At 28.9% G+C, this 23,702-nt stretch carries 27 protein-coding genes and 1 pseudogene; 25 read left to right on the forward strand and 3 right to left on the reverse strand.

Annotation, left to right across the window (positions count from 1 at the left end):
* The first annotated feature begins 201 nt into the window (after positions 1-201).
* Both ACFEL4_RS02955 and ACFEL4_RS02960 read left to right on the forward strand, forming a co-directional pair.
* A pseudogene (locus tag ACFEL4_RS02955) lies at positions 202-1,260 on the forward strand (IS256 family transposase).
* A 62-nt stretch (positions 1,261-1,322) separates the two neighbouring features.
* Positions 1,323-1,445 (forward strand): hypothetical protein, encoded by a 123-nt coding sequence (locus ACFEL4_RS02960; protein WP_375318039.1) that lies wholly within the window; start codon positions 1,323-1,325, stop codon positions 1,443-1,445.
* On the opposite strand, the gene ACFEL4_RS02965 is transcribed toward ACFEL4_RS02960, so the two are convergent.
* Positions 1,442-2,263: an IS1595 family transposase gene (locus ACFEL4_RS02965; RefSeq protein ID WP_375316797.1), complete on the reverse strand. Its 822-nt coding sequence runs from the start codon at positions 2,261-2,263 to the stop codon at positions 1,442-1,444. The genes ACFEL4_RS02960 and ACFEL4_RS02965 overlap by 4 nt on opposite strands.
* A gap of 18 nt (positions 2,264-2,281) precedes the next feature.
* Between ACFEL4_RS02965 and ACFEL4_RS02970 the strand changes: the two genes are divergently transcribed.
* The 20 genes from ACFEL4_RS02970 (at position 2,282) to deoC (ending at position 21,064) form a co-directional block, all read left to right on the forward strand.
* Complete coding sequence (locus tag ACFEL4_RS02970) at positions 2,282-2,410, forward strand: hypothetical protein (RefSeq protein WP_375317309.1); 129 nt, start codon at positions 2,282-2,284, stop codon at positions 2,408-2,410.
* A 209-nt stretch (positions 2,411-2,619) separates the two neighbouring features.
* Entirely contained in the window at positions 2,620-4,953 is a 2,334-nt protein-coding gene (locus tag ACFEL4_RS02975) for a hypothetical protein (protein ID WP_375318040.1), read from the forward strand.
* A gap of 270 nt (positions 4,954-5,223) precedes the next feature.
* Complete coding sequence (gene rpsB / locus ACFEL4_RS02980) at positions 5,224-5,994, forward strand: 30S ribosomal protein S2 (protein ID WP_375318041.1); 771 nt, start codon at positions 5,224-5,226, stop codon at positions 5,992-5,994.
* A gap of 23 nt (positions 5,995-6,017) precedes the next feature.
* Positions 6,018-6,881 (forward strand): translation elongation factor Ts, encoded by an 864-nt coding sequence (gene tsf, locus ACFEL4_RS02985; RefSeq protein WP_375318042.1) that lies wholly within the window; start codon positions 6,018-6,020, stop codon positions 6,879-6,881.
* A 15-nt stretch (positions 6,882-6,896) separates the two neighbouring features.
* A complete protein-coding gene (locus ACFEL4_RS02990) occupies positions 6,897-7,454 on the forward strand; it encodes a hypothetical protein (RefSeq protein ID WP_375318043.1) in 558 nt (185 codons plus the stop codon).
* 68 nt (positions 7,455-7,522) lie between these two features.
* Complete coding sequence (gene pyrH / locus ACFEL4_RS02995; RefSeq protein ID WP_375318044.1) at positions 7,523-8,248, forward strand: UMP kinase; 726 nt, start codon at positions 7,523-7,525, stop codon at positions 8,246-8,248.
* Positions 8,249-8,430: 182 nt separating this feature from the next.
* Positions 8,431-8,688, forward strand: a complete 258-nt coding sequence (locus tag ACFEL4_RS03000; protein WP_375318045.1) for a hypothetical protein — start codon at positions 8,431-8,433, stop codon at positions 8,686-8,688.
* Positions 8,689-8,875: 187 nt separating this feature from the next.
* On the forward strand, positions 8,876-9,130 hold the full coding sequence (locus ACFEL4_RS03005) for a phosphate acyltransferase (protein ID WP_375318046.1): 255 nt from the start codon (positions 8,876-8,878) through the stop codon (positions 9,128-9,130).
* A gap of 11 nt (positions 9,131-9,141) precedes the next feature.
* Positions 9,142-9,426 carry a phosphate acyltransferase gene (locus tag ACFEL4_RS03010; RefSeq protein ID WP_375318047.1) on the forward strand — a complete coding sequence of 95 codons (285 nt, stop codon included), beginning with the start codon at positions 9,142-9,144 and terminating at the stop codon, positions 9,424-9,426.
* Positions 9,427-9,439: 13 nt separating this feature from the next.
* The gene (locus tag ACFEL4_RS03015) at positions 9,440-10,693 is read left to right on the forward strand and encodes an acetate kinase (RefSeq protein ID WP_375318048.1); all 1,254 of its coding nucleotides are present in this window, start codon (positions 9,440-9,442) and stop codon (positions 10,691-10,693) included.
* A gap of 78 nt (positions 10,694-10,771) precedes the next feature.
* Complete coding sequence (locus ACFEL4_RS03020; protein ID WP_375318049.1) at positions 10,772-12,265, forward strand: FAD-dependent oxidoreductase; 1,494 nt, start codon at positions 10,772-10,774, stop codon at positions 12,263-12,265.
* Positions 12,266-12,303: 38 nt separating this feature from the next.
* Positions 12,304-13,125: an IS1595 family transposase gene (locus ACFEL4_RS03025; protein WP_375318050.1), complete on the forward strand. Its 822-nt coding sequence runs from the start codon at positions 12,304-12,306 to the stop codon at positions 13,123-13,125.
* A gap of 560 nt (positions 13,126-13,685) precedes the next feature.
* Positions 13,686-14,660 (forward strand): alpha/beta hydrolase, encoded by a 975-nt coding sequence (locus tag ACFEL4_RS03030; RefSeq protein ID WP_375318051.1) that lies wholly within the window; start codon positions 13,686-13,688, stop codon positions 14,658-14,660.
* Positions 14,660-15,652, forward strand: coding sequence for a lipoate--protein ligase (locus tag ACFEL4_RS03035; protein ID WP_375318052.1), 993 nt, complete (start codon positions 14,660-14,662; stop codon positions 15,650-15,652). Before ACFEL4_RS03030 ends, ACFEL4_RS03035 begins: the two co-directional genes overlap by 1 nt.
* Before the next feature lie 84 nt (positions 15,653-15,736).
* Entirely contained in the window at positions 15,737-16,894 is a 1,158-nt protein-coding gene (locus ACFEL4_RS03040) for a thiamine pyrophosphate-dependent enzyme (protein WP_375318053.1), read from the forward strand.
* 2 nt (positions 16,895-16,896) lie between these two features.
* The gene (locus ACFEL4_RS03045) at positions 16,897-17,937 is read left to right on the forward strand and encodes an alpha-ketoacid dehydrogenase subunit beta (protein WP_375318054.1); all 1,041 of its coding nucleotides are present in this window, start codon (positions 16,897-16,899) and stop codon (positions 17,935-17,937) included.
* A gap of 23 nt (positions 17,938-17,960) precedes the next feature.
* The gene (locus ACFEL4_RS03050; protein WP_375318055.1) at positions 17,961-19,253 is read left to right on the forward strand and encodes a dihydrolipoamide acetyltransferase family protein; all 1,293 of its coding nucleotides are present in this window, start codon (positions 17,961-17,963) and stop codon (positions 19,251-19,253) included.
* 328 nt (positions 19,254-19,581) lie between these two features.
* A complete protein-coding gene (locus ACFEL4_RS03055; RefSeq protein ID WP_375318056.1) occupies positions 19,582-20,100 on the forward strand; it encodes a Gfo/Idh/MocA family protein in 519 nt (172 codons plus the stop codon).
* A gap of 41 nt (positions 20,101-20,141) precedes the next feature.
* Positions 20,142-20,384, forward strand: a complete 243-nt coding sequence (locus ACFEL4_RS03060; protein WP_375318057.1) for a hypothetical protein — start codon at positions 20,142-20,144, stop codon at positions 20,382-20,384.
* Entirely contained in the window at positions 20,384-21,064 is a 681-nt protein-coding gene (gene deoC, locus ACFEL4_RS03065; protein WP_375318058.1) for a deoxyribose-phosphate aldolase, read from the forward strand. Before ACFEL4_RS03060 ends, deoC begins: the two co-directional genes overlap by 1 nt.
* 174 nt (positions 21,065-21,238) lie before the next feature.
* Here deoC and ACFEL4_RS03070 read toward each other — a convergent pair whose 3' ends face one another.
* The gene (locus tag ACFEL4_RS03070) at positions 21,239-21,496 is read right to left on the reverse strand and encodes a transposase (RefSeq protein ID WP_375318059.1); all 258 of its coding nucleotides are present in this window, start codon (positions 21,494-21,496) and stop codon (positions 21,239-21,241) included.
* A complete protein-coding gene (locus ACFEL4_RS03075; RefSeq protein ID WP_375318060.1) occupies positions 21,391-21,927 on the reverse strand; it encodes a hypothetical protein in 537 nt (178 codons plus the stop codon). Before ACFEL4_RS03075 ends, ACFEL4_RS03070 begins: the two co-directional genes overlap by 106 nt.
* Between ACFEL4_RS03075 and ACFEL4_RS03080 the strand changes: the two genes are divergently transcribed.
* The 3 genes from ACFEL4_RS03080 to ACFEL4_RS03090 all read left to right on the forward strand — a co-directional run bounded on the left by ACFEL4_RS03080 (position 21,908) and on the right by ACFEL4_RS03090 (position 23,700).
* The gene (locus ACFEL4_RS03080) at positions 21,908-22,084 is read left to right on the forward strand and encodes a hypothetical protein (RefSeq protein ID WP_375318061.1); all 177 of its coding nucleotides are present in this window, start codon (positions 21,908-21,910) and stop codon (positions 22,082-22,084) included. The genes ACFEL4_RS03075 and ACFEL4_RS03080 overlap by 20 nt on opposite strands.
* 147 nt (positions 22,085-22,231) lie before the next feature.
* A complete protein-coding gene (gene rpmF, locus ACFEL4_RS03085) occupies positions 22,232-22,444 on the forward strand; it encodes a 50S ribosomal protein L32 (protein WP_375318062.1) in 213 nt (70 codons plus the stop codon).
* Positions 22,445-22,740: 296 nt separating this feature from the next.
* Positions 22,741-23,700: a phospholipase D-like domain-containing protein gene (locus ACFEL4_RS03090; RefSeq protein WP_375318063.1), complete on the forward strand. Its 960-nt coding sequence runs from the start codon at positions 22,741-22,743 to the stop codon at positions 23,698-23,700.
* Positions 23,701-23,702: the final 2 nt, after the last annotated feature.

A 23,702-nucleotide genomic window follows, 5' to 3' on the forward strand; every position in this document is an offset into this window, starting at 1 on the left:
AGCCATATACCCCTCCTTATCAAATATAATTAGTTTGAAAATAAAAACTAGATAGGATGAGAAATATATGACTCCATTAAATTTTACAATAGATTCTGAAATAATTAAAAAATTTCTTTCAAAAGAGACTAAAAATGAAGGCATAAGATTGCTTATTGAATTATTTTTAATAAACTTTTAAAAAATCAATCAGATGATCAAATTGGTGCTAATAATTATGAACGAAATGAAGCAAGAACAGATTGCCATAACGGTTATTATCAGCGTGTTTTAAAATCTGTAAATGGAATTTTGAATTTAAATGTCCCTAGACATCGTAATAAATCTTTTGAAACTGAAATTTTCGAAAAGTTTAAACGTTCAGAACAAGCATTATTATCTACCATGATGCAAATGGTAATTGACGGTTTATCAACAAGGAAAGTTGATAACATAACAAGAGAATTGTGCGGTATTAATTATTATAAATCTACTGTCTCTAATATTTGTAAAGAATTAACTGAAGTAATAGGCACATGAAAAAACCGTGATTTAAGCGCAAATTCCTATCCTTTTATAATTATTGATGGAGTACATGTTAAGGTTCGAGAAAATAATCAAGTAATCTCTAAAGCAGTTTTTATAGCCCTAGGTATAAATGACCAAGGTCATAGAGATATTTTAGGAATGATGGTTGGTGATTCAGAATCATAAACTACATGAAGTGAATTCTTTTCTTCATTGAAAGAACGTAACTTAACTGGTCTTGATTTAGTTGTTTCTGATGCCCATAAAGGGTTAGTTAAAGCAGTTCAAAAACATTTTCAAGGCGTGCAATGACAAAGATGTCAAGCACATTTTATGCGTAATATCTTGGATAAAACACCTAAAAAGGATAGAGAAAAAGTCGAAAGAGATGTTAATGCCATTTTCAACGCTAGTAGTATTAAAATGGATAGAATGATTCTTAAAGAAATGAAAGATAATTATTCCCATCTTTTAGACTCGGCATTACGAATTCTTGAAAATGGATTTGATGATGCTTTAGCAATTTTAAGCTTTCCACTGTATTACCATAAAAAATTAAGAACTAGTAATCACATTGAACGCCTAAACCGTGAAATTCGAAGAAGAGAAGGTGTTGTTACCATATTTCATGGAGTTGATAGTGTATATCGAATAATAGGTTCAATTTTAATGGAATTTAATGAAAAATGAATGATAAATCGTGTTCATATTAATATGGACGAATATAATAATTTTAAAATTGAAAAGGCTTAAATTATTGCTTAACTACTATGTATTAAAATTTTATTCTTTATAAATAACTGCATTTCTTTAAAATGACTTTTTGTTGTGATTATTTAGAAAAAAATAAGGCTTTTCTCCCTTTATGTACTATTTTTAAATTTTATCACATAAATGCTGAGAAAAGCCTATCTACGGACTTCTCCCCACATTTTTAAATTAAACATAGCATTACAGTTTCAAAACTAGGTATGTTATTGAATTTATATGCAGCTTCTTTTGCATATAAATGAATATGATGTTTTGCAACTTTGATATGTGTTTTAAATGTTCTTCGTATATGTTTTCATACTGACTCAATTTGGTTGGTATTTACACCAGTTTTTGAAACATAGCCATCTTGATGGTTAACTGTTTCATGCTTAGTGAAAACCGATTTCAAATCGCGATATCCTTTTCAAGAATCAGTATGTACATCACACTTTGAAGAAATGTGGTTTATTGCAAACTGCAAAAGATTTTTACTGTTTGCGTTTTTCAATACTTTCACAATCAGATTGTTGGTTGTTTTTTCATAAATACCAACAATCAAGGTTTTGTTCAACAAGGATCTTCCTTGTTTTTTAAAACCCATATGTGAAAGATACATTTCATCCATTTGCACTATGCCCTCGACAATGAATTGAGGTTCTTGTTTAGCAATGGCACTTCGGATTTTATGACCCATTCTTCAAGCTGTTTTCAAGGTCACTCCCAATTCTTTTGCAACATCAGTTGATGGAATTCCATGTTTGGTGTTTATTCATCTAAAGATGAGATAAAACCAAGATATTAAAGGTGTTTGTGACTTTGAAAATATAGTGCCCGTGAGAATACTGAATGTTTGATGACATTTCAAACATCTCATTTTTCTTAAATTAGAAGTATTCAAATTAAAACTAGAACACCTAATACATTTGCTTTGTTTCAAACTTGCTATATATGCAAGACATTGTTTTTCAGTTTGAAAAGTATTATTGAACTCATTCAATTTCATTGTTTCCTCCACAAGTACATGTGGGGAGAAGTCCGAAAAATAATTTATAAACCTATAAACTTTGTAAAATTATTAACTATAAGAATTTTAAAATTAATTTTAGATAAGATTAACCTACCAACTTTTAAGTATGGTACAATAAATTAAACTAAATTTATTTGATATGAGAAATATTGCTCTGTAAAAATAAATTTACACAAGATTCGGGACTTAACCCTTTTTTAGAACATTATGCATATATTATGTAAAGTTAATAGATTTATATATAATCTAGATGAGAAACTAAAGATTGTTTTCAATCCATTATTTTTTTTTAAAAGATAATTGATTTTTTTATTTTGAAAGGAAGATAACCAATGATAGGAGTAATAAGTAAAGTTGCAGAAAAGCTATTAAGAGAAATACCACATGAAACATCAGGATTTTATAAAAAAATAGTTGACATAGTGTCTGAAAAAGAACTTGGTATTGCAAAATTAAATCAACAATCAGAAGAACTAGTACTTAAAATAGAAAAAGCAACTAAATATAAAACGAAAATATTAAACGAATTATTATCCAAAATAATTCAGTTGAAAGAACAATTAGAAATTAAAAAAGATGAAGAAATTAAAAAATTAAATAAAAAAATAAAGAAAACTAAAAAAGAAACTGAAATAATAGCATTAAAACAACAAATAACGGAAATAGAAACTGAAATAGTGCCAAAAATAGCAGGGTTCTATCAACAAATGACTGATTTGGAATCTGAAATATTAGAAATTAATCAACAATTAGAAGAAAGCCTAAAAACTGAAAAAATAGAAGCAATTGCAACATTAAACAAGCAAATAACTAAAATAATAAAGAATTTAGGAAATAAAAAGATATCAATAAATCAACAATCAGAAGAACTAGTAACTAAAATATTAGAAATTAATCAAGAACTAGGAAAACTAGCAGTTAAATGAGAAAAAAAAACAGAACAATTGAATAAATTAGAAACTGAAAAAGTATCTGAAATAGCAGCAGAAATTAATCAACAACTAAATAAAGAAATAGGTAAGATTGTAACAGTAGAAATAGAAGCAATCACAGCTAAAATTGATGTATTAAAGCAAAAATTACCTGAAAAAGCATCTGAAATATTAGAAATTAAGCAACAAGTTAAAGAACTGAAAACTAAAAAATCAGAAGAAATAGTAACTAAAATAATAGAAATTAATCAACAATTAGAAAAACTAGAAGTTAATAAAAATTTTGCAAAAATAAAATTTAACAAAAAAATAAAAGAACTGAAAACTAAAAAAATAGAAGCAATTGCAAAATTAAATCAACAATCACCTGAAGTAGAACAATTGAATAAATTAGAAGCTGAAATAGCATCTGAAATAGCATCTGAAAAAAAAACGTTTACTGAACAAGTAAGCACACTAGACAATGAAATAAGGTTTGGAATAGAAAAAATAAATAAAGAAATAGGTAAGATTGCAACAGTAGAAATAGAAGCAATCACAGCTAAAATTGATGCATTAAAGCAAAAATTACCTGAAAAAGCATCTGAAATATTAGAAATTAAGCATCAAATAAGTAATATAACATTTGAAAAAGAATTTAAAATAAAAAATAAAGTATTAGAAATAAAGCCAAAAGTAGAAAAAATAGTATGTAAATGAACTGAAAACATAGAAAAATTAAATGAACAAAAAACAAAAATAACATCTAAAAAAGAAGAACTCTATGAACAATTAGAAAAACTAGAAGTTAAAGAAACAGAAGAAATAGCAAAATTCTATCAACAAATAACTGAAGTAACAAAATTAAATGAACAAAAAAGTAATATTGTAGCAGAAGAAAAATGTAAAGCAGAAGAAATATCAGCTAAAATTGATGCATTAAAGCAAAAATTACCTGAAAAAGCATCTGAAATAGCAGAATTTTATCAGAAATTTAAAGAACTAAAAACTATAAATTTAAAGAAAATAGAAAAATTAAATGAAGAAATAACAAAAAAAACAAATGAAGTAGTACCAAAAATAGCAGGGTTCTATCAACAAATGACTGATATAATATCTGAAAAAACATCTAAAAAATTAAATGAAGTAGAAGGATTTAAGATTATAATAAAAGATAAAAGAAATGCATCAATTGGTGATTGTTTGACTCGTATAAAAGAAGAATTAGAAAATTCTGAAGTATTTTCTAATTCAAATATAAACTCTGCTGAATCAAATTCAGCAGGTAATAGTAATAATAAACATTTTACATGAATTGGAAAAACTGCTAATGGATTTAAAAAAAACGTTACAGCATTTTTTCAAGCTATTACAGATAAAGTTACAGAATGTGTAGATAACTTAACATTGGATCAATGCAATAGCAAAAAAAATAATATAGAAAATGAAATAAAAAAACTAGAAGTTAAAAAGCTGGGCAAAGGTTGAAATAATTTTTGAAAAAATCTTTCTTGTGGTATTTTTGATCGAAACGCAAGATTAGATAGAAAGATAGAAAAAAGACAAAAAGAGTTGAGTGAAGTTGAAAAAAAAATGAATGAAATCAATCCAAAATCACAAAGTTTTGAGGAAGAACAACCCTCAACTTCTGTAAATTTACGTTCTAGATTAGTTGGAGAATGTAATGCTGAAGCGCAAGTACATATGCCACTGGAAAGTTCCATTCAATTCCCAAATTATAGTCTCAATTGCTAAATCATGACATAAAAAACTGAAAAAATGTTGGTACAAAAGAAAGTAACATTAAAATTATATTAATTTTAAAATGTAAGCAGGTTTTATAAACTTGCTTACATTTTTTTTTGTAAAAATATTTTTCTAAATTATCAAAAATATGCTACAATATACACGCTTAATTTAGAATAAAAATAAGCATCACATTTGTGAATTCATTACCTAGTGCTTTTAATTAAAAGTGGTTAATGTTAGAAGCTAATGGAAGAAAAACAAATTAAAGGAGACATTATGTCAATTGTAACACGTGAACAACTGCTTGAAGCAGGAGTTCAGTTTGGACACCAAACTAAAAGATGAAACCCAAAAATGCGTAAATATATTTTTGGTCAAAGAAATGCTATCCACATCATTGATTTACAAAAATCAATGCGTAAATTAGATGAAGCATACAAATTTGTAAAAGAAATCAGTGAAACTGGCGGGAAAGTTTTATTTGTTGGTACTAAAAAACAAGCTAAAGATGTAGTTAAAGACCTTGCTATTAGTTGTAACTCACCATATGTAACAGAACGCTGATTAGGTGGTTTATTAACTAATTTTAAAACTATTAAAACAAGTATTAAATCTTTAATTGATATTGAAAATAAAGAAAAAAGTGGAGAAATCAAACTTTTAACTAAAAAAGAACAAATTCTTGTCGCCAAAGAAAAAGACCGTTTAGAACGTAATCTTGGTGGTATTAGAAATATGTACAAAATTCCTGAAGCTATTTTTATTACAGATACTATTGCTAATAACATTGCTGTGCAAGAAGCTAAAGTATTGGGAATCAAAGTTATTGCCATTTGTGATAGTAACTCAGATCCAGATGGTATTGATTATATTATCCCTGGTAATGATGACGCTACTAAATCAATTACTTTAATTACAAGTAAAATTGCTGCTGCTATTTTGGAAGGTCAAAGCATTAAACCTGTAGTTGATAAAAAAGAAGAAACTACTGAAACTATAATTGAAAGCATGGATGCTGATAAAGTAGTTAAAACTGAAGAAAAGTAATAAATTAAAGGAGTAAAATTTATATGCCAGATGTAGTAAAAGCTGATATCAAATTAGTAAAAGAATTACGAGCAAGCACTGATTTACCAATGAAAGATTGTATGGAAGCATTAATTGAAAGTAATAATAACTTAGAAGAAGCCCATAGAATTTTAAAAGTTAAAGGACTTGCTAAAGCTGAGAAAAAAAGTGTTAATACGGCAGCTGATGGTATTACTAAAGTGTTAATTGACGGTGATAGAGCTGTAATTGCTGAATTAAATTGTCAAACTGAACAAGTTGCTGCCCTTCAAGAATATAATAATCTATTTAATAAAATTGCAACTACTATTCTAAAATATTCACCAAAAACAGTTGTTGATGCTTTAAAATTAAAATCAAGTTCCAGCGCTGATAACCTTGGTGATGAATTAAAACTTGCAATTGCTAAATTAGGTGAAAATATCGTTCTAACACGTTTTGAAATTGTAACTAAAAATAAAGATGCAGTTTTTGGTTCATATGTTCATGGTGGAGGTAAATTTACTTCATTAGTTGTCATTAAAGGTGTTGACAACAAAAGTGATGTGCCTCATAACATTGCAATGCAAATTGTTTCAGGAAATCCTAAATTCATTGACCTTAACAGTATCCCAAAAGCAACTCGTGATAACGAATTAAAAATTCTACAAGAACAAGCTAAAGATGAGAAAAAACCTGCTGCTATTATTGAAAAAATGATTGAAGGTCGTTTACAAAAGTTTTTTGCATCACTAACTATTGTTGATCAAGACTATAGTAAAGACCAAACAATGAAAGTCAAAGACTACTTAACTAAAAACCATGCTACAATTATAACGATGGTACGTTATCAATTAGGAGAAAAAATTGATAATTCCACAAAATAATTAGGAGGTAACAAAATGCTGGACTTTAAAATTATATATTATATTGGATTAGTAATGTTTGTATTGTTACTAGCCATTCTTGGATGAGGATGATTTAGTTTCAATAAACCAAAAACTAATAATAGATTTTTAAATATAAAATTATTAATACCAACTTTAGCAATCGGAGTAATTGGTTTAATTTTATCAATTGTGCCTATTGGCATGCAAGTATGATCATATGATACTGTATTTGTTAAAAATGATCCCACTTTCTTAAGCATTTTAATTATCGAATATATATTCTTAGCTGCACTTTTAATATTAGCTTATGTTTTTAGTTTTGATTTTGGAATTGCTGTTGATGAAACTAACATTTATTTCTTTGGACAAAGTGTAAGTACAAATAAAATTGTTGCTTTAGACCAAAAAAAGCATGTTTTAAAAATTGTTTATGAACAAGGTATTAAAAAAATGAAAAAACGTTTAACTATTATTACACCACAATCTCAATTATTTGTAAAAGAACATTTAGTTCAAAAAATTGTTGATAATACTAAAGATTTAAAATCAAGCGAAAGCAATGATAAATAGTATAAAAAGCCACAGATTATTTTGTGGTTTTTTATAATGTTAAAAAGGTGAGGAGGGGATTATTAAATATGGAACAATTTAAATATAAAAGAGTCTTATTAAAAATAAGTGGTGAAGCTTTAGGTGGCAACGCTAGTGATTTATATAATAACAAAAGCATTGATAATATTTGTCAACAAATTCAAACTTTAGTAAAAAGCAAAGTACAAGTTGGTGTTGTAGTTGGTGGTGGTAATATCTGACGTGGTGCCAAACAAGGTGAAAATGTTGGATTAAAACGAATTAATGCTGATTATATGGGAATGTTAGCAACCATTATGAATGCTTTAGTAGTAGAATCAAAACTAAAAGCGTTAGGACTAAAAGTTATTGTTCAATCATCATTAGAAATTAACCAAGTAGCAGAACCATTTTATTATAAAAAAGCCATAAGTAGACTTGAAAAAGGTTATGTATGTATCTTTGCTGGTGGTACTGGTTCTCCATACTTTACTACTGATACAGCAGCAGCACTGCGTGCTACAGAAATTGATGCTGATGTTTTATTAATGGCCAAAAATGGAGTTGATGGTGTTTATGATAAAGATCCAACAATTAACAAGAATGCTGTTCGTTATGACCATCTAACTTATGAAGAGATTACTAACAAACGATTAAAAGTGATGGATTTAACAGCAGCAGCAATGTGCATGGAAGCTAATTTAAAAATTATGGTTTTCGACATTAATGGTGAAAACCATATTATTAAAGCAGTTCAAAATAAAGCTATCGCGACAATTATTAGCAAAAAATAACATTTTGAAAGAACTTATAGCAATATGTTTTAATTTTAGTTTCTAACAGTTATGTTATTTCTTTTGATATAAAAGTCCATGATGGTGGTATAATATTCATTAGCAAATCTTCTTTTTTTTATTTTTGTACAACTTAATTGTAATAGAAAGTTTGCTAATTTTAATTACGGATTTATTCTCACATGTACGCTAGAAAGAACAAATGTGAAATTCAATTCATTGTTGAAAACATAGTGCAGATTGATGAAATGTATCTTTTACATATGGGTGCTAAGAAACAATGAAGATCTTTGGTTATTGGTATCTATGAAAAATACAAACAGGAAAATCTTTTAAAGTTTGCACGAAAATATATTTCATCTCAATGCTATGTACATATTGCTTCAAAAAAATGATGTAAATACAAACCAAATTGAATTAATGTGAAAACATATACGTAGAATTTTAGGATATACATATCAGACTTTCAAAACAACATGTGCATTTATATATGCTAAAGAATCTGCATATAATAAATTCAACAAAAATCCTAGTTTTTAAGCAACGTTATTGTGTTTAATTTAAAAAAGATGTAGAGAAGAAATCCGTGGGTAGGTATTTTTTCAACATTTATATAGTAAAATTTTATTGTACATAAAGGAAGAAAAGCCTTTAATTAATAAGATAATTTTTATAAATTTTATTGGAATTTGATTATTAATTAAAATTTCCTGAATCATAAAATTAGTAGATATTGTTAAATCAACAACACACTTTGCCCATCTTTTACAATTTAATCCTATTAAATTAGCTTTATTGTCATACTCAACTGATAAAAGTGGTAGTGGCAAAAGTGCTGATAAAGTTCATAAATGCTACCGAATTAATAAGTTTCTAAATTAGAAAATGTGCAAGTGGTAGGACCAATTCAATTTGATGCCACTTGAGACCAAGAAGTACATGGCAAGAAATTACTAAGTGTTAAAATGTCAGGAAATTGTAATATCTTTATTTTTCCTGATTTAAATGCTGTTAATATTGGTTATAAAATTGCCCAATGTCTAGATGGATATAAAGCTATCAGTCCTATTGTGTTAGGTTTAAACCAATCAGTTAATGATTTATCACGTGGCGCTAGTGTTGATGATATTTATTATACAGTGCTAATTACATTGTTTCAAACTTTAATTAAAAAATAATAAGGAGAAAAAAATGTCAAATCATAATAAAATTTTAGTTATTAATGCTGGAAGCAGTTCTATTAAATTTCAAGTTTTTAGTATTGATGAAACAAAAAATCAACCAACTTTTACAATTCTAGGAAAGGGATTAGTAGAAAGAATTGGTATTAAAGATAGCAATTTTATTATTGAAGTTGCAAATGGTAATGATTTTACAAAACATGAAGGTGTGCAAGACGTTAAAGACCATGTCGCAGGAGCACAAGCTGTAATTGATGGTTTAATTAAATACCAAGTAATTGCTAACTTTGATGATATTGCCCGCATTGGTCATCGTATGGTTCATGGCGGACAAAAATTTAATAGTTCTATTGTTATTGATAAAACAGTTGTAAGTGGCATTGAAGCTTGTATTCCATTGGCACCGTTACATAATCCACCAGCTTTAAAAGGTTTATCTGCCTTTCAAAAATTAATTCCCCATGCTCATCATGTGGCAGTATTCGACACATCATTCCATACAACTATTCCACAAGAAAAGTTTTTATACTCAGTACCTTATGAATGATATACTGACTACGAAGTAAGAAGATATGGTTTCCATGGTATTAGTTATCGTTATATCTTAGAAAAATTAGCGATTGTTATGAACAAGCCACAAACTAAAGTTAATGCTATTGTTTGTCACTTAGGTAATGGTGCTAGTATTTGTGCCATCAAAGATGGTAAAAGTTATAATACTAGTATGGGGTTAACACCACTTGATGGGTTAATTATGGGTTCTCGTAGTGGAATTATTGATCCATCAATTCATGGATACATGTGTGATGTTAAAAAAGGTACAACGATTGCTAGTGTTACGAATGATTTAAATAAAGCATCAGGTTTATTAGGAATTAGTCAACATTCATCTGATTTACGTGATGTCATTACTGCAAGTGAAGATAAAATTCACCCTAAACATATGGAATCACAATTAGCAATTAAAATGTTTGTCCAAAGAATTGCTAATTACATTGTTCAATATGCCAATGACTTACAAAATAATATTGATGCCTTAGTATTTACCGCAGGAATTGGTGAAAACTCATTTATCATTCGTGATTTAGTAATTAATGAAATTAAAATATTAGCATTGAAACTAGTGGACAGTAAAAATAAAGATAAATACGATAATTTTTTACTAATTAGCGATAAACAGTCGCAATTTCCAATTTATAAAATTAAAACTAATGAAGAAATTATAATTTGCCAAGATACATATAATTTACTATTAAATATTTAAAATAAAGTGTTAAAATTAAATATATATTTCCTAGGTATTTAGTATTTAGGAAAATAGAAATCAGGAAGGAAATTTAAAATGGAAAAAAATCCAAAAATTGTTGTAATCGGGATTAATCATGCCGGAACAACTGCTTTAAAAGCAATTATGAAAACTAACCCTAATGCTCAAGTTGTAGCATATGACCGTAATGATAACATTTCATTCTTAGGATGTGGGATTGCCCTATGAGTAGGAAAAGAATTTAATGACTCAAAAGGTTTATTCTATTCTGATGAAGAAAAACTAACTAAACTTGGCGCTAAAGTTAATTTAAATCATGAGATGATTAGTTATAATGGTAAAGACAAAACCATTAAAATTAAAAACATGAAAACTAATGAAATAATCACTGAAACTTATGACAAATTAATTTTAGGTATTGGTTCATGACCAATCTTAAATCCAGGTGGTAAAGAAATTCCAGGTTTAATTGCACATAAAGATGGTGTAATTGTTAAAGATAACTTAAATGGTGTTAAATTAACTAACGGTATTCACTTATCAAAGTTATACCAACATGCTCAAGAAATTATTGCTCATTTAAATAAACCTGAAGTTAAAAAAGTAGTTGTAATAGGTGCTGGATACATTGGTATTGAATTAGTAGAAGCTTTCTACAAAGACAAAAAACAAGTTACTTTAATTGACTTTGAAAGCCGTATTATGCCTCGCTACTATGATGAAGAATTCACAACTGATGTTGAAACAACTATGAAAAATGCAGGTGTAAAGCTACAATTAGGTGAAACTTTACTAGAATTCATTACTAAAGACGATAAAGTATCGCAAGTAAAAACTAATAAAGGAACATATTATGCTGACTTAGTTATTATGGCAGTTGGATTCTTACCAAACACTACTGTTGTAAAAGATGAATCAGGAAAACCACAAATTACTTTAGATGCTCGTGGTGCCATTGAAGTTGACCAATACTTCCAAACTTCAGACCCTAACATTTATGCCATTGGTGATTGTATTAACATTCGTTCAAATGCTTGAAATAAAAACGTTAACATTGCTCTAGCTACTAACGCTGTTCGTACTGGTTTAGTAACTGGCATTAATGTTACAAAAACTAATCCAAAAGAAAGAGTTGCTTTCCCAGGTGTGCAAGGAACTAATGCAATTTCTGTCTTTGGTTGAAAACTTTGTGCTACTGGATTGTCAGAACTTTCTGCAGGAGCTATTTTTGGGAAAGATAAAATTGAAGCCTATTTTTACAAAGATACTGTTTTTCCTCCATTTATGGCAGAAAACCATGAAGTTAAAATTAAAATTATATGAGAAAAAAGTTCTCGACGTATTATTGGTGCTGAAATTGGTTCAACTCATGATCATACCGAAACTATTTCTATGTTCTCATTAGCTATTTTAAAACAAGTAACAATTGATGAAATCCCATTAGTTGATATGTTCTTCCTACCACATTTCAACAAACCTTATAACTTCGTAACTGCTGCTGCTTTACTAGCAACAGGTTTACTAACAAAAGAAGATACTGCTTATCCAGATCCATATAAGAAAAAATAATTACGGACTTCTCCCCACATGTACTTGTGGAGGAAACAATGAAATTGAATGAGTTCAATAATACTTTTCAAACTGAAAAACAATGTCTTGCATATATAGCAAGTTTGAAACAAAGCAAATGTATTAGGTGTTCTAGTTTTAATTTGAATACTTCTAATTTAAGAAAAATGAGATGTTTGAAATGTCATCAAACATTCAGTATTCTCACGGGCACTATATTTTCAAAGTCACAAACACCTTTAATATCTTGGTTTTATCTCATCTTTAGATGAATAAACACCAAACATGGAATTCCATCAACTGATGTTGCAAAAGAATTGGGAGTGACCTTGAAAACAGCTTGAAGAATGGGTCATAAAATCCGAAGTGCCATTGCTAAACAAGAACCTCAATTCATTGTTGAGGGCATAGTGCAAATGGATGAAATGTATCTTTCACATATGGGTTTTAAAAAACAAGGAAGAACCTTGTTGAACAAAACCTTGATTATTGGTATTTATGAACAAACAACCAACAATCTGATTGTGAAAGTATTGAAAAACGCAAACAGTAAAAATCTTTTGCAGTTTGCAATAAACCACATTTCTTCAAAGTGTGATGTACATACTGATTCTTGAAAAGGATATCGCGATTTGAAATCGGTTTTCACTAAGCATGAAACAGTTAACCATCAAGATGGCTATGTTTCAAAAACTGGTGTAAATACCAACCAAATTGAGTCAGTATGAAAACATATACGAAGAACATTTAAAACACATATCAAAGTTGCAAAACATCATATTCATTTATATGCAAAAGAAGCTGCATATAAATTCAATAACATACCTAGTTTTGAAACTGTAATGCTATGTTTAATTTAAAAATGTGGGGAGAAGTCCGTAGATAGGCTTTTCTCAGCATTTATGTGATAAAATTTAAAAATAGTACATAAAGGGAGAAAAGCCAATAATTATCTTAGTAATTTATAGTAGACTTATTCCGTAACTAAAATGCCTAGATATCAATAAAATATTAATTAATTTTATACATGTTATTGTGTTATAATTGTAAAAAACAACGAAATAGACCATTTAAAATTCAATTATAGTTTTTTTACAATTATAGCCATAGCCAATATTAAATTAAACACTGTTAATATTAAATATTTGAGTAATTTTCTACTTGACTTTTTCAAAAACTAGTTATGAGGTAAATCTATTTTATACAAATAATCTGTATAAAATATAAATTTTTGGTCTTTGAAAGGAATAAATAAGTAATGGCAAAATATGCAAGATATTTAAAACAACGTGCTACTATGACCATACCTATAGAGGAGGTTAAGTATAAAATCGCTTGGTGATTAAAAATAATTTTGTTATTAACTTTTCCATTATGAATTATTCTTTTTTTACTTACTAATGCCGTTTTCGGAAAAATTATGCGCAATACTATGCAAAAATTTCAACGAACAGGACGAATTGAAAATCCTAACTTTGAAAAAATTGACCTTAATAGTTTGTATTTTTATAATCGTGATATGGAATTACAACAAGCCCCCCAATTAATAATTGATGAAGCTAGTTGAAGTATGATGGAACCGCAAGATGTTACGATTACTACTTTCGATAACATTCAATTATCAGCCTTTGTAATTGTTAATCAACGTTGTAATAATAATCATAAATGAATTATTGCTGTCCACGGATGACAACAAAATCGTTATAGTATTTTATATTTAGTAAAACACTTTTATGAACAAGGTTATAGTATTTTAACTTACGATGCACGAGGCCATGGTAGTAATAATATTAAAGATAGTGTTACTTTTGGTACTAAAGAAGCTGATGATCTATACGCAGTTATTAGGTATCTTAATGGTTTCATTGAAAATCAAGATTTTAATCATGCAATTAGTATTAGTTTAATTGGTAATAGTATGGGTGCTACTACTATTTTAGAAACTATGTGCCGTTTTGAAATCGCCACCTTAGGTGTTAAGTGTGGTATTTTTGATTGTGGATATGATAGTTTTACTCATATTATGAAAGTTATTCCGCAAAAGTATTTTAAAATGTCATGATTTTGAGTTTATTTTGGTTTACAATTTTATTTTAAACATCAAGATAAATTTAAAATCAAAAGTATTAATACTATTAGTAAACTAAAATATTGTGCTAATATGCCTGCTTTATTTATTCATGGTATTGATGATGAAACTGTCCCAGTAGCCATGGCTAAACGTTTATTTGCGAAAAAAATTAGTTATGAACAAACACCAGAAATTAGCGAACTATTAATTATGCCAAAAGCTAAACATGCGCGAGCAATTACTACTGATTACAATATGTATTGTAACATTACATTAAAGTTCGTTCATAAATGAACTACCACTGACCAAGGAGAAACAAAATAATGATATATTATATTAATGATAGTAAAGACCCATATTTCAACTTAGCAACTGAAGAATATTTAATTAGTAATCCTAATATTACTGATGAAATCTTATTGCTATGACAAAACAATAATACAATTGTCATTGGCCGTAATCAAAATACCATTGAAGAAATTAATAATGAATACGTACGTGAAAAACAAGTTAATGTTGTGCGAAGATTATCAGGTGGTGGTGCTGTTTATCAAGACTTAGGTAATTTAAACTTCACTTTTATTTTTAATAAAAACCAAGATAATGCTCGTAACTATGCCCTATTTACGAAACCAATTATTGAAGTTTTACAAAGTTTAGGATTAAATGCCCAAAATAGTGGTAAAAATGATATCGTTATCAATGACAAGAAAATCTCAGGCAACGCGCAATACACATTTAATAATCGCATTTTACACCATGGTACGATCTTATTTAATGTTGATATGCAAATGTTACCAAAAGTATTAAAGCCTGATTTAGAGAAATTACAATCAAAAAGTATTAAATCAGTGCAAGCTCGTGTTACTAACATCTTACATTTGCTAAAAACCCCATTAACTATTGACCAATTTCAACAATTAATTGTTGAAAAATTACAACATACTAAAAATACTAAAGTTTTAAAATTAACCCCAGAAATGATTAGCGAAATTGAAACGTTAGCTACTAAAAAATATCGTACTTGAGATTGAAACTATGGTAAATCACCAACCTTTGATTTAAAACATAAAACTTTATTCCCTAATAAAGGTACGATCCATGTGTGACTTAATGTGCAAGCAGGAATCATTAATAATATTAAAATTTATGGTGATTTCTTAGGATCAGCAGGTACTGATGAACTAGAACAAAATCTAATTCATCAAAAATATAACGTTCCAACAATTACTAATATTGTTAAAAGCATTGATATTACTGCCATTTTTGGTCAAAATTTTATTGAAGAAGACATCATCAGTAGTATAATAAAATAGAATCTATAGGCATTATTTTAAAAATGAGTATAATTAAGAGTGCACGCTTGCAATTAACTAAAATATCTAGGAGGAAAAAAATAAATGTGAGTTGAGAAATTCGATAATCCACAACAAGAAATTTTTCAAATATTAAATGAAAAAGGAATTATAAAACCAGATTTTGTTACATATTTAAATAAATTTGATACTAAAATATTATTAACAGCATATGAAAACATGTGTTTATCACGACTACAAGAACAAATGCAAATGGAACTAAACTATGAAAAAGATGACCAAGGTAAAGTTATTTTAAAAAATGGTCTACCAAAAGTAATTGGAAAAGTCATTAACTTTTTATCATCACGTGGCCAAGAAGGTGTAGAAGTTGCTTACGCTAGTTGCTTACGTAAAGGTATCGATTGATTTGTTCCTGCTTATCGTAACAATGCAGCATGAATTACTGCTGGTTATCCCATTGAAAAAGTAATTCAATATTGATTAGGGAACGAAATGGGAAGCCAAATGCCCAAAGGTATTAATATCTTACCAGTTAACATTCCGATTGCTACGCAATATTCTCATGCAACAGGATTAGCTTTTGCTGAAAAATACAAAAAAGGAAAAGGTGTTGTCTTAACAACTATCGGTGATGGTGGAACTTCGGAAGGTGAATTTTTCGAAGCGATTAACTTTGCTGCCATTCAAAAACTACCTTGTGTTTTCTTTGTTGAAAATAACCAATGATCATTAGATACTCCAACATCAAAAGCTACTATGAGTCCAACTTTTGCCCAAAAAGGTTCAGCTTGTGGTGTTCCTAATATTCGTATTGATGGTAATGATTTTTTTGCTGTTTACTATGTCACACAACAAGCGATTGAAAGAGCTAAAAAAGGTGAAGGACCATCGTTAATTGAAGCTATTACTTACCGTCAAAATGCTCACTCAGCCTTTGATATTAAGAAAGATTACTTCACTGCTGAAGATTACAAAATTGAACAAGAATGATTTAAAAAAGACCCCATTGATCGCATTAGAGAATACTTAAAATCAATTAAGTTATGAGACGATAAAAAACAAGAAGCCTTAGACAAAAAGATTACCAAACAAATTAGTGATGCTATTGTTTGAGCACAAAAAAATGAAAGTGTTGCGATTGATGAAATCTTTGATTACACATTTGAAAAATTAACACCACAATTAGCTGAGCAAAAAGCACAAGCGAAAGCATTCTTCAAAGAAGGAGAGAAAAAATAATTATGAAAAGAAATAATGTCCAAGCTATTACTTTAGCATTAGAGTTAGCTATGAAAAAAAATCCTAATGTTGTTGTTTACGGTGAAGATGCTGGTAAAGTCGGTGGTGTCTTCCGTGCGACAAAAGGACTACAAGCCAAATTTGGGGTTAACCGTTGTTTTGATGCTCCAATTGCAGAAGCAGTTATTGCTGGTAGTGCCATTGGAATGGCGATTAATGGTTTAAACCCGATTATTGAAATGCAATTCTCTGGCTTTGCCTTTCCAGCTTTCCAACAATTACTTTGTCATGCTGCACGTATGCGTAACAGAAGTCGTGGTCGCTTCACTTGCCCATTAGTTGTTCGTATGCCTTCATATGATTGAAATAATGGCTATAATGGTGCTTTAGAACACCACTCAGAAGCGATTGAAGCTTTATTCTGTCACATTCCAGGGTTAAAAGTAGTTATGACTTCAAAACCTAATGATACGAAAAAATTATTATTAGCTGCAATTGAAAGTCCAGATCCGGTTATCGTTTTAGAATGTTTAGGAACTTATTTCAATAGTTATACTAGTCGTGATTATACTTATGATGTTCGTGAAGAAGTTAGCGATGATTATGAAGTTGCTGTTTTAGGAAAAGCGAAAGTAATAAAATCATATTCTGCTGCTGATAAACCTGATTTAACAATAGTTACTTACGGTTCAAAAGTTTATGATTGCGAAAAAGCTGTTGAGTTATTAGAACAAAAAGATAATTTAAAAATTGAATTAATTGACTTACAAACATTGCAACCATGAGATGAAGAAACAGTAGTTAATTCAGTTAAAAAAACTGGAAGATTACTAGTTGTTTCAGAAGCCGTTCGTTCATTTTCCGTAGCATCTGAAATCATTACTGTTATTAATGAAAAATGTTTTGAATATTTAGAATGTCCACCAACCCGACTAACAAGTTATGATGTTACTGTACCATTATCAAAAGGTGAAAAATGATTTATCATTAGTCCCGATAAAATTATTGACAAAGTTAAAATAATGATGAACTATCCAGTTTAGTTAGAAGAAAGGGAAGTGAAAATATGGAATTAAAATTTAAAGACATGGATGGAATTGAAGAAGTTACGGTAACTCAAATTCGTGTCAAAGTTGGACAAGATGTGAAAAAAGGCGATGACTTAGTTGATATCGAAGCTGATAAAGCATCTGATACTATCAAAGCCGAAGCTGATGGTAAAGTTTCTAAAATTAATGTTAAAGAAGGTGATAGCATCACTACTGGTAAAGTGGTGATGGAATTTGGTGGCCAAGCAAGTGCTCCACAACCACCTGCGAAAGAAACTTCAAAGCCTATAGTTGTAGATAAAGTGGAAGTTAAAACAAATCATGAAACACCTGTAGCTAGTGGAGAATCTGCAAAACCAGTTATTCAAACTGGTAAAGTATTAGCAACCCCATTAGCGCGAAGAATGGCTCATGATATGGGTATTGATATGGGAACTATTAAAGGAACAGGTCCTGGTGGTAGAATCTTAAAAGCAGATTTATTAAACGCAAAACAAGGTGGTACAACATCTGTTGCACCAACAGTTGTTCAAACAACAGTAGTACCATCAGCACCAGTTGTGAATCAAGGAATTAACGTTGCTAAAATTGAAAGCTTTGGAAAAGTTGAACATATGCCATTATCTGGAATTCGAAAAGCCGTTGCTAACCAAATGTCATTATCAGTTTATACAGCACCCCATGTTAGTTTAATTATTAATATTGATGCTGAAAACCTAATTCAATTGCGCGCTACTTTAAAAGAACCAGCAGAAAAAGACCCAGATGGAGCAGCAAAACTAACATTTATGCCGTTCTTCGTGAAGGCAGTTGCTAAAACTTTAAAAGAAGATCGTTTTAAACTATTAAACTCAACATTAAATATAGCAGGTAATGAAATTCTTGTTAAGAAATATTATAACATTGGTATGGCTGCTGATACTGATAAAGGATTAGTAGTACCTGTTATTAAAGATGCTGATAAAATTTCATTATTTGAAACAGCACGACAAGTTAATAGTTTAGGTGATAAAGCTCGTAAAGGGTTATTAAAAGGTGATGACATGCAGGGCGGTACTTTCACTATTACTAACTTTGGTTCAGCAGGAATTGAATTTGGTACACCTGTTATTAATTACCCCGAAGTTGCTATTTTAGGATTAGGTATGATGCAAAAAAAACTAGTCATTGTTGATGGTAAAATCATTGAACATAAATTCTTTCCATTATCACTTTCAATTGACCACCGTGTAATTGATGGCGCCCCAGCTGGATATTTTCTAACTCGACTTAAAGAGTTATTAGAAAATCCAACATTAATATTAGCATAAGGAAAATATATCTAGGATTGAATTTTAGGTTTACTAGACCATGATGTAACTAAGAAATTAATAACTATTTTAGAAACTTGCAGTGTAAAAAATACAACTCATATAAATAACAAATTTATATGAGTTGTATAACAAGTTCATTAGTTGAATAAATAATACATAACTACTTTTTGCTTTTCTCCCTTTATGTACTATTTTTAAATTTTATCACATAAATGCTGAGAAAAGCCAAAATTAAAATTAATTGTATGTATTCATGAACTTTAAGCAAGGCCAAAGCATTTGCTAACACCTATGACATCCCCAATCCAACAGATGATTAAAAACAATGATTAAACATGTTAATGTTGTATACATTGCTTCACCAAATGGTTTACATTTTAAACAAACTAAATTTTTTTTAAGTAATAACATTCATGTGCTAGTAGAAAAAACAATGACATTTACTGTTATAGAAGCGCAAGAACTAATTGATTTAGCCCGTAACAATAACTTAATTTTACAAGAAGCATTTATTACTGTTCATTTACCAATTTTTACTAAACTAAAGAAATTAGTTCATGAAGTGCAACCAGAAGTAGTTAACCTTAATTTTAATCGTGTTTCATCGCGGATGCCAATGGTCGAAAAAGGTATCTATGATTCAGTTTTTGACAAAGATTTAGGTAAAGGCTCAACTTATGATAGTTTAGTTTATCCCTTAGAATTAGCATTATATTTATTAGGAAAAGTAACTTGCGTTAAAGCAGTAGCAACCAAATTACCCAATGGTGTTAATTTAGCAACTATGTTATTCTTATCCATGAAAATAACACTATTACTACTATTACTTGTAGTAAAGGTGTAACCTCATATGCTCCTAGTAAATTCATCGGTCATGATAGTAGCATGACTATTGATAAAGTTCATCCTTTAAAAGGAATTAAAGTTTATAATAAACATGGTGTTAAAGACTATAGTGATGATACTAATATTAGTACCTTGATGACTTATGAATTAAGAGATTTCATAAAAATGATTATGACCAAAGACTATTTAAGTCGTGACTATTGATTAAATCATAGTTTAATGAATTTACAAGTTATTGCAGCAATTATTAAAAGTGAAAATGAAAACGGAGTTGAAGTATAATGAAAAACAGTATTAATTTAAATGAGTATATCGACCATACCCTTTTAAAGTCAGATGCTACTTTAGCCATGATTGAAAAATTATGTCAAGAAGCTAAAAAAGCTTATTTTAAAACAGTTTGTATTAACCCATTTTATGTTAAACATGCTGCTAGTTTATTAGCAGATAGTAATTTAAAAGTTTGTACAGTTGTTGGGTTCCCGCTTGGTGCTAATGCTACTAGTACTAAAGTTCAAGAAACAATTACTGCTATTAAAGCAGGGGCTACTGAAATTGATGTGGTTATTAATATTGGTGCCTTAAAAGATAATAATCAAGCAGTAGTTTTACAAGATTTACAAGATGTTCGTGCTGTATGTCCTAAAAATATAATTTTAAAAGTAATTATTGAATGTGCATTATTAAATGAAGAAGAAAAAATTATTGCTTGCCAACTTGTAACTAAAGCACAAGCTGATTTTATTAAAACTTCTTCTGGTTTTGCTGGCGGTGGAGCAACAGTAGCTGATATTAAATTAATGAAAGCCAATATTGGTCCTAACGTTGCGATTAAAGCTTCAGGTGGAATTAAAACTAAAGATGATGCTTTAGCTATGATTGCTGCTGGAGCAACAAGAATTGGAACTAGTAATGGTATTTTAATTATTGATAATCAACATGTTGCTAATGATGGATATTAGAATTAAGATCGTAAATAAAGTTTCGGACTTCTCCCCACATTTTTAAATTAAACATAGCATTACAGTTTCAAAACTAGGTATGTTATTGAATTTATATGCAGCTTCTTTTGCATATAAATGAATATGATGTTTTGCAACTTTGATATGTGTTTTAAATGTTCTTCGTATATGTTTTTATACTGACTCAATTTGGTTGGTATTTACACCAGTTTTTGAAACATAGCCATCTTGATGGTTAACTGTTTCATGCTTAGTGAAAACCGATTTCAAATCGCGATATCCTTTTCAAGAATCAGTATGTACATCACACTTTGAAGAAATGTGGTTTATTGCAAACTGCAAAAGATTTTTACTGTTTGCGTTTTTCAATACTTTCACAATCAGATTGTTGGTTGTTTTTTCATAAATACCAACAATCAAGGTTTTGTTCAACAAGGATCTTCCTTGTTTTTTAAACCCATATGTGAAAGATACATTTCATCCATTTGCACTATGCCCTCAACAATGAATTGAGGTTCTTGTTTAGCAATGGCACTTCGGATTTTATGACCCATTCTTCAAGCTGTTTTCAAGGTCACTCCCAATTCTTTTGCAACATCAGTTGATGGAATTCCATGTTTGGTGTTTATTCATCTAAAGATGAGATAAAACCAAGATATTAAAGGTGTTTGTGACTTTGAAAATATAGTGCCCGTGAGCATACTGAATGTTTGATGACATTTCAAACATCTCATTTTTCTTAAATTAGAAGTATTCAAATTAAAACTAGAACACCTAATACATTTGCTTTGTTTCAAACTTGCTATATATGCAAGACATTGTTTTTCAGTTTGAAAAGTATTATTGAACTCATTCAATTTCATTGTTTCCTCCACAAGTACATGTGGGGAGAAGTCCGTAAGTTTTTTAATAATTTGATTTCGAGGGATCTATCCCCATCTACTGTATAGCTTCAAAACATTTTATGTTTCTACGACACATTACCTTTTCCATATGGCACTTTCTAAGGTATTATTTTAACTTTAGATTAAGACATAATCACAAGATAACTATTAAGCCATTATCATAAGATAATGACAAATTATTAAAAAACTTATAAAAATAAATAGATTTTTCTTGCATTTCAATATATAATTTATAAGACCCAAAAGTAAGGAGGTAACAACTATGGCTGTACCAGCAAGAAGAACATCTAAAATGCGTAAAAATACTCGTCGTGCTCATGATGGATTAACTGTAACAACAACAACTAACTGTTTAAACTGTGGTTCAGTAACTAAACCACATCATGCCTGTATGAAATGTATGACATATAAAGGTGTACCAATTACTAACCCATTAAACCAAGCACCAGTAGTTCAAGTTGAAAACAAAAAATAAGTTTTAATACAAAATTTAAGTAAATATCCCTCTATATATTTGAAAAAATATTGCAGAGGTTTTTTATCCCATAAAACATTAGTAAAAAAAGAAAATAATCTTAATAAAATCATTGAAAAAAAGATTACATGATTTATGACTAATAATTTCAATTATAAATTTAATTATTAAAGGTGGATAGAAAACTATCCACTTTTTTATAATCATATCTTAACTTTATCTAATTAATCATTGCAATTATATTGACAACTTATCATAATTAAACATAATAAACAAGAGGGGGAGGGAACATTACAATGAAAAATAATGGATACTATGATTTGTTATTAAAACTAAGCGACAATGTTAATGATAACTATCAAATTTCTTCTATTAATAATGAAAAACATAATATTAAAGATATCGATAGTTATCTCATTAAACAACTATCTAGTTTACTCATTGAGCAATTGAAAACTATTAAACAACCAACTGATAAGATTATCTTTCTTAATAAAATGATAAGTAGTTTTACAACTCACCAGTTTAGCAACAATATCTTATTACACGTTAACAATAAAAATACCGAAGATTTTATTAATCATGATATTCGTTTAAGCGATAATTACCTCTTTACTAAAGATAACCAACAGGCGCTTATTAACCAACTAAATAAAGAAATCAAAACTTGCGATGAAGTATATTTTATTTACCCATTTATTGCTAACTCTTTAATTAACAAACTTCGAAGTGCTTTTACATATGCTAATAATCATAATATTCCTATTAATTTCATTACTACGACTTTTGATGATATGGCGTTATTTGTTAATCTTTATGCTTTAGTTAAATTAATTAAACAATACCCTAACATTAAAATTAGAGTGGAAAATAACTTAGAAAAACGTAGTGAACGCATTCATATTAAAGCTGCTATTTTTAAACGAAAATCAGGATTTTCATCAGCAATTATTGGTTCATCTAATTTAACAACCAAAGGAATGGTTCTTGGCAAAGAATGAAATATTAAAATCAATGAATTTGATAATCAAAATCTTTATCAAAACATCTTACAACAATATTACAAACTATGGAATGATAAATTAGTAGATTTTAACGATGAGCAACAACGGATCGCATTACTAGCTAAAATTGAATATAACCGTAACCTACTGACCAAAACCGATAACGAATTTCTTCCAACTAATTATTTCCTTTATGATTTTCAAACTCAATTAATTAATAAAGGCTTTTCTCCCTTTATGTACTATTTTTAAAT

It is taken from the genome of Spiroplasma endosymbiont of Virgichneumon dumeticola (genome assembly GCF_964264745.1).
Classification (GTDB): Bacteria; Bacillota_I; Bacilli_A; order Mycoplasmatales; family VBWQ01; genus Spiroplasma_E.